This window comes from Brevundimonas sp. BAL450 (genome assembly GCF_015767455.1).
GTDB lineage: Bacteria > Pseudomonadota > Alphaproteobacteria > Caulobacterales > Caulobacteraceae > Brevundimonas > Brevundimonas abyssalis.
Window position 1 is genome coordinate 1 of record NZ_JADWOW010000050.1, and the last position, 13233, is coordinate 13233.

11 protein-coding genes and 1 tRNA gene are annotated in these 13233 nt (G+C 70.0%); 4 read left to right on the forward strand and 8 right to left on the reverse strand.

Going from position 1 to position 13233, the window contains the following annotated elements; all coding sequences use genetic code 11:
• The first annotated feature begins 330 nt into the window (after nucleotides 1-330).
• Nucleotides 331-403 (forward strand) — tRNA-Ile (locus IWC96_RS08035).
• Between the two features lie 59 nt (nucleotides 404-462).
• Here IWC96_RS08035 and IWC96_RS08040 read toward each other — a convergent pair.
• Both IWC96_RS08040 and IWC96_RS08045 read right to left on the reverse strand, forming a co-directional pair.
• Nucleotides 463-1965: a hypothetical protein gene (locus tag IWC96_RS08040; protein WP_196838701.1), complete on the reverse strand. Its 1503-nt coding sequence runs from the start codon at nucleotides 1963-1965 to the stop codon at nucleotides 463-465.
• Nucleotides 1966-1976: 11 nt separating this feature from the next.
• Complete coding sequence (locus IWC96_RS08045; RefSeq protein ID WP_370541120.1) at nucleotides 1977-3398, reverse strand: tetratricopeptide repeat protein; 1422 nt, start codon at nucleotides 3396-3398, stop codon at nucleotides 1977-1979.
• Between the two features lie 328 nt (nucleotides 3399-3726).
• Between IWC96_RS08045 and IWC96_RS08050 the strand changes: the two genes are divergently transcribed.
• Nucleotides 3727-4218 (forward strand): GAF domain-containing protein, encoded by a 492-nt coding sequence (locus IWC96_RS08050; RefSeq protein WP_021697026.1) that lies wholly within the window; start codon nucleotides 3727-3729, stop codon nucleotides 4216-4218.
• Here IWC96_RS08050 and IWC96_RS08055 read toward each other — a convergent pair.
• The 3 genes from IWC96_RS08055 to IWC96_RS08065 are packed head-to-tail and all read right to left on the reverse strand — an operon-like array spanning nucleotide 4215 to nucleotide 8265.
• Complete coding sequence (locus tag IWC96_RS08055; protein WP_021697027.1) at nucleotides 4215-4496, reverse strand: SemiSWEET family sugar transporter; 282 nt, start codon at nucleotides 4494-4496, stop codon at nucleotides 4215-4217. The two genes, IWC96_RS08050 and IWC96_RS08055, sit on opposite strands and share 4 nt — an antisense overlap.
• A 32-nt stretch (nucleotides 4497-4528) precedes the next feature.
• Nucleotides 4529-6022, reverse strand: coding sequence for an amidase (locus IWC96_RS08060; protein WP_021697028.1), 1494 nt, complete (start codon nucleotides 6020-6022; stop codon nucleotides 4529-4531).
• Nucleotides 6019-8265: a S9 family peptidase gene (locus tag IWC96_RS08065; protein WP_196838702.1), complete on the reverse strand. Its 2247-nt coding sequence runs from the start codon at nucleotides 8263-8265 to the stop codon at nucleotides 6019-6021. Before IWC96_RS08065 ends, IWC96_RS08060 begins: the two co-directional genes overlap by 4 nt.
• Before the next feature lie 142 nt (nucleotides 8266-8407).
• Here IWC96_RS08065 and IWC96_RS08070 point away from each other — a divergent pair, with 142 nt between their 5' ends.
• A complete protein-coding gene (locus IWC96_RS08070) occupies nucleotides 8408-9223 on the forward strand; it encodes a ferredoxin--NADP reductase (RefSeq protein ID WP_021697030.1) in 816 nt (271 codons plus the stop codon).
• 42 nt (nucleotides 9224-9265) lie between these two features.
• Nucleotides 9266-9592, forward strand: a complete 327-nt coding sequence (locus IWC96_RS08075) for a chorismate mutase (RefSeq protein ID WP_021697031.1) — start codon at nucleotides 9266-9268, stop codon at nucleotides 9590-9592.
• Here IWC96_RS08075 and IWC96_RS08080 read toward each other — a convergent pair.
• From IWC96_RS08080 to IWC96_RS08090, 3 genes are read right to left on the reverse strand one after another with little or no spacing between them, the layout of a single operon-like run.
• Complete coding sequence (locus tag IWC96_RS08080; protein WP_196838703.1) at nucleotides 9589-11190, reverse strand: cisplatin damage response ATP-dependent DNA ligase; 1602 nt, start codon at nucleotides 11188-11190, stop codon at nucleotides 9589-9591. The genes IWC96_RS08075 and IWC96_RS08080 overlap by 4 nt on opposite strands.
• The gene (locus tag IWC96_RS08085; RefSeq protein ID WP_021698629.1) at nucleotides 11190-12233 is read right to left on the reverse strand and encodes a ligase-associated DNA damage response exonuclease; all 1044 of its coding nucleotides are present in this window, start codon (nucleotides 12231-12233) and stop codon (nucleotides 11190-11192) included. Before IWC96_RS08085 ends, IWC96_RS08080 begins: the two co-directional genes overlap by 1 nt.
• Before the next feature lie 40 nt (nucleotides 12234-12273).
• Nucleotides 12274-13221: an aspartyl protease family protein gene (locus IWC96_RS08090; RefSeq protein ID WP_021698630.1), complete on the reverse strand. Its 948-nt coding sequence runs from the start codon at nucleotides 13219-13221 to the stop codon at nucleotides 12274-12276.
• Nucleotides 13222-13233: the final 12 nt, after the last annotated feature.

The following is a 13233-nucleotide window of genomic DNA, read 5'->3' on the forward strand; positions in this document are numbered from 1 at the left end:
ACAGGAAGCTCCGAAGGAGACATCATGCCCCGTTTTCCCACCCGCGCCGGCGGCCAGCACGGCGGCGCCCAGCATCAGGGGCAGGTTCGGGCGGGGCCGGGCCACGGCGACGGCGCGGGCGGGAAAACGGGGCATGATGTCTCCTTCGGAGCTTCCTGTTGTGCGTCCGGCGGGAGCGTGCGCCCCAGCCGTGGCCGAACCTTGGCCTTTTGCATCTGAATGAACGCTTGGCGCCATGGTGCAGGTTCCATTCATGCAGCCGCGCATCGCTGCAATCTTGCAGGCTTTCCCATGACCGCCCGGCCTGCTAGCCAGACGCTCCGCCACGGCGGGCGCGTAGCTCAATGGTTAGAGCCGACCGCTCATAACGGTCTGGTTGGGGGTTCGAGTCCCTCCGCGCCTACCGACGGCCTTGCGGGCCGCTTGACGCCGCCGCCTGGCGAAGCGCGCCTGGGCTGACGCCTACCAGATGCCGCGGCGGCCGCCCCGGTTCCAGCGCGCGTCGCCCAGATAGCGGCTGTCGTCGATGTAGCGGCCGTTCTGGTCGTACCAGCCGTAGCCCTGGTTGTAGCGGTCCCAGCCGTCCAGACCGTAGGCGTAGTCCTGATAGGGATCGCCGTACCAGCCGTCGTCCTGGGCCCACCAGTCGCGGGGGTAGGGATCGTACTGGCACTGCCAGGACTGGCCCCGCGCCGGAGCGAAGGCGTAGCGATCACGGTAGCGGGGCTGGAACTGGGGCCGGCAGATGTCGTGGCGCGACCAGACCCGGTTGCCGTTCTCCTCGACCGAGGCGCGATCCTCGGCGAAGACCAGCTGACGCACGCCCACGAAGACGTTGTCGGTGATGACGGCCCGGCCCGAGGCGGCGGCCACGCCCAGGGTGTCGGCGCGCACGCGGCTGTCGGCCAGAACCAGCTCACCGTTGTAGAGCACCACGCCCTTGTCGGCGCGGCAGATGCGGCTGTCGCGCACCTCCACCGAGGCCCCCTCGATGGCCACACCCTCCACATAGCCGCAGATGCGCGAGCCCTCGACGATGACCCGGCCGTAGTCGCGGCCCGAACGGATCATCAGGCCGATGGAGCGGGGGCCGAAATTGTTCGGCGCCTCGGTGCCCTTCATGGACACACGGGTCAGCTGGGCGGTCTGGCCCGGGCCGGGGATCAGCTCCATGCCCGCCTGGGCGTGGGTGATGTCCACCTCATAGACCGTGACGCCCGCGCCGTCGGCGACGATGGCCGGGGCGATGGTGTGGGCCTCGATGACGCTGTTGCGGATGTCCAGCGTCCCGCCGTCCGCATAGATGGCCGGTTCGTCCCCGCCATGCCGGAACCCGGTGCGGTCGAAGATCATCTGGGCGCCGTAGCCCACCACGCAGGCCGCCTCGCCGGCGTTGCGGGATTCAAACACGATGTCGCGCACCTCGACGCGCACCCCCTGGGCCACCGTCATGCAGGGCAGGCCGTCGGGCGCCTGGATGGTGGCCGACGGCGACCGGTCCCAATCGCGGCGGTCGAAGCCGGCGTCGCCCATGATGGTCATGGGCTTGTCGATGTTGAGCCAGCCCACGCAGGCGCCCGCCCGTCCCCGGATGATCAGGGTGCCGCCCGGCGCCACGCGGGCCACCGCGTTCTCCAGCCCGCCCGAGCCGGGATTGCCGCCGCAGTCGATCAGCACCACCTGCTCGCTCGCCACCGGCGGGGGCGGATAGCCGGGGCCGCGACCGTATCCGTGATCCCAGCGGCGGCGGTGATCGCCATAGCTCCAGCGGCGCTGGGGCCGGGCGCGGGTGCGGGTGGGCGGGTCCAGCAGGATGCCGAAATTGGGCCGGGTCTGGCTTTCCACCTTGGCGGCGGTCTGGGCGCTTGCCGGGCCATCCGCCAGCCCAGCCAGGCCGATCAGGGCCATGCCGGAGACGGCGGCGGCGAGGGTGACGCGGGCGGGGGTGAAGATGGGCTTTTTCATTTCCAGCGCCTCTATCGGCTTTGCGCGCGCGAGACCTGGGCCAGGACGGCCTGCAGGCGGGACGCTGAGGGGGTGAAGCCCGACAGCGCGGATTCGATGCGGTAGACCACGGCCTCGGCCTTGTCCTGATCGGCCACCCCCGCCACCCCCAGGGCGAAGTAGCTGGACATGGCGAACTTGGCCTCGGGCGAGCCCTGGCGGTCGGCTTCCTGGAACCAGTGGAACGAGCGGGCGTAGTCGGCCGGCACCCCGACCCCTTCCGCATACATGACCGCCAGCACCAGCTGGGCCTCCGACGAGCCGTTGACCGCCGCCAGCTGGATGGCGCGCAGCCGCTCCTGATAGGACAGCCGCCCCTCCATGGGATGGCCCAGCATGGCTTCCAGGGTCTCCACCTGCCGCCTGGACAGGGCGTTGGGCGCCGAGGCGACGGTGTCGGTGACCCCCAGATAGCGCAGGGCGCGGCCCACATGGACGAAGGGGAGTTCGGTGATCCGCGTCAGGGCGTAGTCATAGGCGTCGCCCCGTGACCGGCTCTCATCCGAATGGGGCACGCCCGAGCGCGGCGCCTCGTTGGGATAGAACTCGAAGGGCGGCACCCACTGGCGGGCCTTGGCCTCCACGAAGGCGCCGTAGCGCGACCGGGCGGGCGTCGAGGCCTCGAAGTCGCGCAGCAGCACATAGGCGCCCACGTCACCGGTCTGCACCGCCAGATAGTTGTAGAGATAGGCATCCACATCATTGCGCGGGAACAGGTTCACCGCCGCATGACGGCCCGTGCGGCCCACGCGCAGCGGCTCGCCGGGCCGATGGCCCTGGCCCCAGGCGGCGCGCGCCTCGCGGTTGTCGATGGGCTCGCCGAAGGGACCGTAGAGTTCGTCGTGCAGACGGGCCAAGGTGCGGTAACCGTCCGCGTCCTGGGTCGACAGCACATAGATGACCCGGTCGCGCACCTCTTCCTGTTCCTCGCGCGTCATGCGCGACAGCTGGGCGTCCAGACGCTGGTAGGCCACGCGCCGCTCGAAGGCGCGGCAGTCGTCATAGCCCGACAGGGGCCGCCACGAGCCGAGACCGGCGCGGCGCGCGCTGTTGATCGGGGCGAAGCCCTCGGTGTTGGCCAAGGACATGGCGTACCAGACCGAGCTCTCGATCGGATCTTCCAGATTGCGGTCGGTGGCGCGCACGGCGGCGTAGCGCCCGCCCAGCTCCAGCTGGGCGAAGAAGTCGCCCCGGAACGCCAGACGGCGCAGACGGCGGATGCCGGCTTCCTGATCGTTGAACTCGGCGCCCGTCACGGACGCCGGGCGCGGACACGCCGCCGAGGCCGGATCGCCGCGGGACCAGAACCGCAGCCCCCGGTCCCCGAAGCCGGACAGCATCAGCGCGGCCAGGATGGCCAGAACAACCACCACCGCCGCCGCGATGAACGGCAACGGTCCGGCCCCGCCGGAGCGGTTGAACCGATCGAATCCACGCCTTCTGGACTCAGGGTGGTCGTGATCGTCCATAACGCCCCGCTGACTGGAGGACCCTGGCGGCCCGCGCGTAACCCTGTTCGACCGGGACGATCCGGTCGAGTTAACCTTCTGTCAAGGTTAACGAGAGCTTAACGTCAAGCTCGCTCAAGCGTTGCCGGATGGTGGCGAAATTATGCGTTCATGAGGCGAATCAGTGGCTTGGCTATTCGCGTGAAACACGAGGGCACGGGGGCTGTCACAAAGGTTTCTGTGGACCTATATCCCGGGCGCAACAGGAGAGCCCATGGCCTACGCCGCCCGCGATAATCGCCCCGCCGACAAGGCCGCCCGCTACGCCGAGGTGGAGGCCGAAATCCTGGCCGTTCTGGACGGCGAGCCGGATCGTGTCGCGCGCATGGCCACAGTGTCGTCGATGCTGGCCGACGCCTTCCCGGCCTTCTTCTGGACCGGCTTCTATGTGGTGGACCCGGCCAGGGAGACCGAACTGGTCGTGGGCCCCTATCAGGGCACGCTCGGATGCCTGCGCATCCCGTTCGGACGCGGCGTGTGCGGGGCTGCGGCCGCCGAGCGCCGCACCCAGGTCGTCGAGGACGTGCACGCTTTCCCCGGCCACATCGCCTGCGATTCGCGCTCGGCCAGCGAGATCGTGGTCCCGGTCCTCGATCCGTCCGGCGCCCTGATCGCGGTGCTGGACGTGGACGCGACCGAAAAGGCCGCCTTCGACGCCGTGGACGCCGAATGGCTGGAACGTCTGATGGCGAAGGTGTTCGGCTAGTCCTCCGGGTCGCCGTCCCGGAAGCGCCATTTGCAGACCAGGGCCGTGACCGCCAGGGTCAGGGAGATGCTGTTGGCCGCCACCAGCGGCCAGGCCCCCAGCATGACGCCGTAGATGGTCCAGAGCGAAAAGGCGCACACCGTCAGGGCGTACATGCGCAGCGACACCGACGAGGCGTCGCGCTCGCGGATGATCTTGATGATCTGCGGCACGAAGCTGGTGATGGTGCACAGGGCCGCGCCCGTGCCGATGACATTGATCAGGAGCTGGCTTTCCACCGGCTCTCAACGGCGGCGGGCACGGGCGGTTCCTATTGCGAGACGGCGGGGCTCAACAGAGGCGCGATCGCCTCATTGTCGTTGACGCTGTTGAGGAAGGCCGGAGCCCGGAACGCCCGGCTCTGCTGCTCATAGGCGTAGCCCAGAGACAGGATGCGCGCGTCATCCCATTGGGCGCCGAAGATCGACAGCCCCACCGGCAAGCCCTGCACGAAGCCCATGGGCACGGTCAGGTGCGGATAGCCCGCCACGGCCGCCAGGGTGCTGGACGAGCCTGTGAAATTGTCGCCGAGAACAGGATCGGTGGGCCAGGCCGGGCCGCCCGTGGGGGCGACCAGGGCGACCACGTCATGCTCGGCCAGCAGCCGGTCGATGCCTTCCGGCCCGGCCAGACGCCGGGCCGTGTCGCGGGCCTCGATGTATTCAGGATCGTCCAGTCCGCCGGTGGCTTCGGCCTGGACGAAATACTCCTGGCCGAACAGGGCCAGTTCGCGCGGCGTCGCCTCGTTGAACGCGATCAGATCGGCCAGGGTGCGGGTGGGCACCTGCGTCGGGTCGGTCGAGGCCAGATAGGCGTTCAGCCCGGCCTTGAACTCGGTCAGCAGCACTGTGAACTGGGCCCGGCCGATGGGCCCCATCTCCGGCCCCTCGGTGATCTCCACCAGCTCGGCCCCGGCGGCGCGCAGGTCGGCCAGCGCCGCCTCGAACACCGCGTCGGTCCCATTGTGATAGCCCGAGGCGAACCGCGCCACGCCGATGCGCACCCCCGCCAGCGATCCGGCGTCCAGCGCTGCGCGATAGTCGGTGCGGCGGGCGTCCGCCTCGGCCGTGGCCGGATCGGCCGGGTCGGTCCCGGCCATGGCGCTCAGGATCAAGGCCGCGTCCGCCACCGTGCGGGTGATCGGCCCGGCGGTGTCCTGGCTTTCGCTGATGGGAACGATGTGGGTGCGCGACACAAGACCGACCGTGGGCTTGAAGCCCACCACGCCGTTGGCCGCCGCGGGACAGACGATGGAGCCGTTGGTCTCTGTGCCGATAGCCGCCGGGACCAGCCCCGCCGCCACCGCCGCCGCGCTGCCCGAGGACGAGCCGCAGGGGTTGCGGTCCAGGGCATGGGGATTGCGCGTCTGGCCGCCCACGGCGCTCCAGCCGCTGATGGAGTCCGCGCCGCGGAAATTGGCCCATTCGGACAGATTGGCCTTGCCCGCGATCACCGCCCCGGCCGCGCGCAGCCGCGCCACCAGCGGCGCGTCACGCCCGGGCGCATTGTTCACCAGCGCCAGCGACCCGGCGGTGGTGGGCATGTCGGCGGTCTCGATGTTGTCCTTGATGAGGATGGGCATGCCGACAATCGAACGATCCAGCGCCTCCGCGTTCCAGTTCGCCGCACTGGCCGCCGGGCTCCAGGCGATCACGCTGTTCACCGTCGCCCGGTCGCGGACCTCCAGACCCGTCGGCCCCGACGTGGCACAGGCCGAAAGGGCCAGCCCCGCCAGCGCCGCAAGAACAGCCCCCTTGCGCATCATTCGCTTCTCTCTCCGATCGTTCGGTCCAGAAAGTCCAGATAGGTGCGCCACTGGTGCAGTTGGCGCGGATTGCCCCGGATGCCGTGGCGCTGGCCGGGATAGAGCATGGTCTCGAACGGGACGCTTTGCTCCTGCAGCGCGTTGAGCACCCGGGTGGTATTCTCGAAGATGACGTTGTCGTCGGCCATGCCGTGCAGCAGCAGCAGCCGCCCGGTCAGTCGGTCCAGTTGATCGACCACGTCCGAGGCGGCGTAGCCGGCTTCGTTGGCCTGCGGCGTCGACATGAACCGCTCGGTGTAATGGGTGTCGTACAGGCTCCAGTCCGTCACCGGCGCGCCCGAAATGGCCGAGGCCAGCCCCATCTCCGGCTCGGTCAGCATGTGCAGGGTCATGAACCCGCCGTAGCTCCAGCCCATGGCCGAGATGCGGTCCGCGTCGACGTAGGGCAGGCTGCGCAGATACTCGGCGCCCAGCACCTGATCCTCGACCTCCACCGTGCCCATGCGCAGGTACAGCGCGCGCTTGAAGGCGGCGGACCGATAGCCCTCGCCCCGGTTGTCCATGCGGAAGACCACATAGCCCGCCTCGTTCAGAAGGCGCGTGGTCATGGGCTGCCAGCCCCGGCGCACGCCGCCGCCCGACGGCCCGCCGTACACCTGGATCACCGCCGGATAGCGCCGCGACGGATCGAAATCATGGGGCGTGGTCATCTGCCAGACCAGCGAATGCCCGTCCGGCGTCTCCAGCGTGCCGTACTCCGGCGTGCGGTGGCGCGCGAGATAGGGGTGGTAGGGATGGGCTTCGCCCAGCCGGTTCTCCTCGATCCAGCGGATGAAGGTCCCGTCGGCGCTGTAGAGGCCGCTCTGCGACGGCGTGGTCGGATCGGAATAGTTGCCCACGAAGGCCGTCGCCGGCCCGTTCATGCTCACGCTCCACCAGCCGCCGTCCGACGTGACAGGCGTCGGCGCCCCACCGTCCAGGGTGGTGCGCCACAGGCGCTGTTCGATAGGCAGTTCGCGCGCCACGCCGTCCGCGATCTCGAGGGAGGCCGTGAAGAACACCTCCCCCGTCTCGGCGTTGATCCCGTCGAGGGACTTCACCGCCCAGTCGCCGTCGGTGATCTGGCGCACCAGCGTTCCGTCGGCTTCGTACAGATACAGATGCCGCCAGCCGTCCTCCTCGCTGGACCAGACGAAGCGGCCGTCCTCCAGCGCGCGGAAGTCGTGGGTCAGGCCCACCCAGGCGTCGTCGGTCTGGGTCACGATGACCCGGCTCTCGCCCGTGGCCGGATCCACGGTCAGCAGGTCCAGGGTCTGCTGATCCCGTGACTGGCGCTGCACATACAGCGTGCCGCCGTCGGCCGACCAGTTCACGCGGGCCAGATAGATGTCGTCGTTGTCGCCCAGATCCACCTCGATCCGCTCGCCCGAGGCCACGTCATGGATGAACAGGTCGACGACGGCGTTGGGCCGGCCGGCGCGGGGGTAGCGTTGCTGGATGGTCGTGGCGCCGCCGCCCTGGATGTCCAGGCGCGGGATCACGTCGACGGTGCTCTCGTCCACGCGGGTCAGGGCGATGCGGGCCTCGTCCGGGCTCCACCAGTAGCCGGTGTCCCGGTCCATCTCCTCCTGGGCGATGAACTCGGCCGTGGCCCAGGTGATCAGGCCGTCGCCGTCGGTGGTGACCGCGCGTTCGTCACCGCCGGCCAGCGGCTGGATGTACAGGTTCTGGTCGCGCACCCAGGAGGCCCACGTCCCCTGCGGCGACACCTTGGCGTCGATCTCGTCGCCCTCGGTCTCGGTCAGGCGGCGCACCTCGCCGTTGCGGTCGGCCAGGAAGATGTCGCCTTCCAGCGGGGCCAGGATGTAGCGGCCCTGCTCGTCCCAGGAATACTCCACCACCCCGCGCTGGCTGATGCGCATGCGCTCACGCCGCGCGATCTCGGCCTCGGACAGTTCGCCGGCTTCCGGGACCAACGCTCGGGCGTCGATCAGCTTGTAGGGTTCGCCCTCGCCGGTGGGCGCGGCCCACAGGTCGAGGGTGTTCACGTCATCCTCGCGCGAGCGCAGGAAGGCCACCAGCTCGCCGTCCGGCGACAGGCTGACCCCCCGAGCCACCGGGCCGTTCAGGCTGGGGTCAGCGAAAACCCGCTCGGGGGTCAAGACCGGGGCGGCCGCATCAATCGACTGGGCGAAGGCGGGCGGGGCGATAAGCAGGCTCGAGGCCAGAAGCAATGTGCGCATGGCGGCCAAGCTAGCGGCTCAGCGCCCCGTGACAACTGTTTCCGCGCCGACGGCGGAATAAGAACGGGTATCCGTCCCCCGCAGAAAATGTCGCGCCCGCGAACCTTTCGCATCCTCGGCGAAGGGCTTAAGTCGAAGCCCCATGACCGACACCCTCGCCGTCGCCGAAAAACCCGCCAAGCCCAGCCCGTATCACGAGGCCGAGGTGCTGTGGGTGAAACACTGGACCGACCAGCTTTTCAGCTTCGGCCTGTCGCGCGCCGAGGATTTCCGCTTCCGCTCCGGCGAGTTCGTGATGATCGGCCTGCCCACCGAGGGCGGAAAGCCGCTGGTGCGCGCCTATTCGGTGGCCAGTCCGTTCTGGGCCGAGGAGCTGGAGTTCTTCTCCATCAAGGTGGCCGACGGCCCCCTCACCTCGCGCCTGCAAAAGATCCAGCCCGGCGACACGGTTCTGGTGGGCAAGAAGCCCACAGGCACCCTGGTGCTGGACGCCCTGACCGGCGGCGAGCGGCTGCACCTGATCGGCACGGGCACCGGCCTGGCGCCCTGGCTGTCGGTGGCGCGTGAGCCGGAGACCTATTCCCGCTTCGGCCGGGTGATCGTGACCCACACGGTGCGCAAGGCCGAGGATCTGGCCTATCGCGCGTTCTTCGAGGGCGGCATCCACGAAGACCCCCTGATCGGCGACGAGGCCAGGGCCCAGCTGACCTACTATCCCACCGTGACCCGCGAGCCGTTCCACAACGCGGGCCGCATCACCGACCGCATCCGTTCGGGCGACTACTTCCGCGATCTCGGCCTCGAAGAGGGCTTCGATCCGGCGAAGGACCGCGTCATGCTGTGCGGCTCCATGGCCATGATCAAGGAGACGGCCGAGCTGCTGGAAGGCTACGGCATGAGGGAAGGCTCCAACGCCGAGCCCGGCGATTTCGTGCTGGAACGGGCCTTCGTGGGCTAACCGGGCTTGGCGGGCGCGGCGCCCTCCCCTAAAGCCAGCGCCATGACCGCGCTCATCTCCATCGACCCTCGCACCCCGCCCGAAGACTGCGCCGACATGAGTCAGGTGCGCGAGGGCGTAGACGCGCTGGACCGCGCGCTGGTGACCCTGCTGGCCGAGCGGCAGCGCTACATGGAGGCCGCCGCGCGCATCAAACCGAGCCGCGATGTGGTCCACGACGACTGGCGCATCGAGGACGTGGTGGCCAAGGTTCTGGCCGCGTCGGAAGACGCCGGCCTGTCCCCCGCCATCGCCGAACCCGTCTGGCGCAAGCTGATCGCCCAGTGCATCGCCCACGAGTTCGGGGTGTGGGACCGCATCCGCAGCTAGTCCAACATCCGTTCCAGCGTCGCCAGTTCGTCCGCTTCCTTTGACGGCTTGTCCCAGCGGATGCGGCTGATGCGGGGGAAGCGCATGGCGACGCCGGATTTGTGGCGTTTCGACCGCTGCAGCCCCTCGAACGCCACCTCCAACACCAGGCCGAACTCCCGGTCCGCCCGCACGGCGCGCACGGGGCCGAAGCGGTCGGTGGTATGGTCGCGCACGAACTTGTCCAGCTGCTTCAGCTCCTCGTCGGTGAAGCCGAAATAGGCCTTGCCCACCGGCGTCAGAACATGGGCGCCGTCCGCGTCCTCCACCCAGACGCCGAAGGTGAAGTCGGAGTAGAAGCTGGACCGCTTGCCGTGGCCGCGCTGGGCGTACATCAGCACTGCGTCGATCAGGTGCGGGTCGCGCTTCCACTTGAACCAAGGCCCCCTGGGACGCCCGGCCTCGTAGGTGCTGTCCAGCCGCTTCAGCATCAGGCCTTCGGCGATGGCGGGATCGCCGGGCGGCGGCGCGAGACGCAGGGCGGCGAGCTCGTCCCACGACCCGAACGGCTGGATCGGCGACAGGTCGATACGGTCCGACGCCGCCGCCACGAACGCCTCCAGCCGCGCCCGGCGCTCGGCGAACGGCAGCCCGCGCAGGTCCTCGCCGTCCGCCGCCAGCAGGTCATAAGCGCGCACCCCCGCCGGGTTGGCGGCCACCAGCTTCGCATCCACCGTCTTGCGGTTCAGCCGCTGTTGCAGGTCCCCAAACGACGCCACTTGCCCGTCCCGCATGACCAGCAGTTCCCCGTCGATCACGCCTTCATAGGTCAGGGCCTCAAGCACGTCGGGAAAGGCGCCGGAGATGTCTTCGCCCGTGCGGCTGTACAGCCGCTTCACCCCGCCCTCCGAGACCGCCTGGACGCGGATTCCGTCCCATTTCCACTCGGCGGCGTAGGCGGCCGGGTCCAGTTTCGGCAGGTCGGTTTCCTCGTCCAGCGGCTGGGCCAGCATGACGGGGCGGAAGCGGCCGTGGGCGTCGACCGAGGGTCGTTCGGCCTTGCCCTCCAGCCAGGCGAACAGGTCGGCATAGGGCGGCTCCTGGGCGTGCCAGACCTCCTGGATGTCGGCCACCGCGACCCCGCCGAAGTCCGCCGCCGCCTGCCACGCCAGCCGCGCCGAGACGCCCACCCGCAGGCCGCCGGTCAGCAGCTTCAGCAGGGCCCAGCGCCCGTCGGCGTCCAGCGCGTCCAGCCAACCTTCCAGCAGCCCCTGCACCTCGCCCCGCCTGGCGTGGGTCAGGGCGTCGATGACCTCGGACAGCTCGGGCTCCCGGTTGGCGCCGTGCTTCGCCGGCCAGATCAGGGCCACGGTCTCGGCCAGATCGCCCACATAGTCATAGGACAGGCGGAACAGCTCCGGATCGACCCGCCCCTCCACCGCCTGGCGGATCATGGCGGGCTTGGCGGCCTTGAACGACAGGGCTCCGGTCAGGGCCGCCAGGGCCCAGCCCCGGTCCGGGTCCGGCGCGTCCACCAGATGGTCGCGCATCAGGGTCAGCTTGGCGTTGCGTGACGCGGTCATGGACAGCTGGTCCAGCAGGGTGGCGAAGGCGCGCATCAGTTATCCGCCTCCCCGCCCATCTCCTCGTCGTCCTCGTCCTCATAGCCCACCAGATGCAGGGCCCGGGCGTTCAGCCCGTTCAGCGCGGCCCAGCGGCACAGGGCGTCGTCGCGCCCGTGGGTGATCCAGACCTGATCGGGCCTCAGCTCGGTCAGGGTGTCGGTCAGCTCGTCCCAGTCGGCGTGGTCCGACAGGATCAGCGGCAGCTCCACCCCCCGCTGCCGGGCGCGGGCCCGCACCCGCATCCAGCCGGACGCAAAGGCCGTGACCGGATCGGGAAAGCGCCGGCTCCACCGGTCCGCGATGGCCGAGGGCGGGGCCACCACGATCTTTCCGGCGAAGTCCGCCTTGGACCCGGTCGCTGGCGCCAGCGGCCCCAAATCGACGCCAAAATGTTCGTAGAGCCGGTTGAGCCGCTCCAGCGCGCCGTGGACATGGATGGTCTCGTCATAACCCGCCTCGCGCAGCAGCCGGATCACCCGCTGCGCCTTGCCGAGCGCATAGGCCCCGACCAGATGGGCCCGGTCGGGGAACTGGGCCACGGACTTGAGCAGATGGCCGATCTCGCCCGCGTCGGGCGGATGGCGGAACACAGGCAATCCAAAGGTGGCCTCGGTGATGAAGACGTCGCAGGGCACCGGCTCGAACAGGGCGCAGGTGGGGTCTCGCCGCCGCTTGTAGTCGCCGGACGCCACCACGGTCAGCCCGCGATGGCTCAGCACCGCCTGGGCCGAGCCCAGCACGTGGCCCGCGGGGGCGAACCCCACCGACACGCCGTTGACCTCGGTGGTCTCGCCATAGGCCAGGCCCTGGGTCCGGCCCGCGAAATCCTTGCCGTAGCGCTCGCCCATGATGGCCAGGGTCTCGGGGGTCGCCAGCACCGAGCCGTGCCCGGCCCGGGCATGGTCCGCATGGCCGTGGGTGATCACGGCCCGGTCCACGGGCCCCGGCGGGTCGATGTAGAAATCGCCCGGCTCGCACCACAGGCCTCTCGGCGTGGGGCGCAGCAGGGCTTCGGGTTTCAGGGCTGACGGCGGCATGGCGTGATCATAAGGCGCCTTTCGCCAAGCCGTTCCCGGCTCAATCCACCAGCATCCGCCCGGCGCCCATGTCCAGGATCAGCCGGTCGTCGCGGAACAGGCCCATGCCCGCCAGCACCGCCGGCACCCCCGGCAGGGCGCTGCGCGGATAGGCGTGGACTTCCACGTCCTCATAGAGACGTTCGCCCAGGGTCAGGGTGCGGGCCGTCACCACCTGGCCCGCCAGCACGCCGCCCAGAACGATGCTGGACGCCTCGCGCGCCAGCCGCCCGTCCAGCAGCCCGGCGGCCGTGGCCGTCTCCATGTTCAGGCTCAGGGCGGGCGAGGCGCCGGTGTCCACCACCGCGTCCAGCACCGCGCCCTCCACCGACACCTGGGTCATCAGGGAGCGGCCCTCGCGCGTGGCGGGCAGAGCCTGCGCTCCGGGCGGCGCCACCGTCGCCTCATCGCGGCCGAAACGCAGGCGGCGGCGCGGAAAATCGATGTCCAGCGCCATGCGGCTCAGCACGTCATAGCCGAGGATCAACCGGGTGTTCAGACCGCTGGACGCCAGCGGGCCCAGGTCCAGCACCCCCGCCGTCAGCCCCTTCAGGGTCATCCAGCCCAGCCGCACGTCCGCATTGACCGCATGGCCCAGTTGCGCCCCGCCGCCCAGGCCATAGGCGATCTGGGGCGGGCTGAGGCGGCGCGGCAGATCCAGTTCCTCGGCCAGGGTGGCGTCCACCACGGACCGCTGGGCCCCGCTGTCGATCAGGGCGTCCACGGCCACGCCGTCGATCATGGCCCGGGCGGAGACGAACAGGCGATGGTCCGTGGCGAAGGCCAGCCAGCCGCTGGTCCCGTCCTCGGCGAAGGTGGCGCCCGGCCCGGGCCAGAAAAGGTTCTCCCGCGCCCACCACGCCGCCGCCCCGCCCACGCCGAGCAGGCCCAGGCTGGTCAGAACGGAACGGCGCGATCGGCCGCGCGGGCGGGAGGAGGAATGGGTCACGGTCAGCCAACG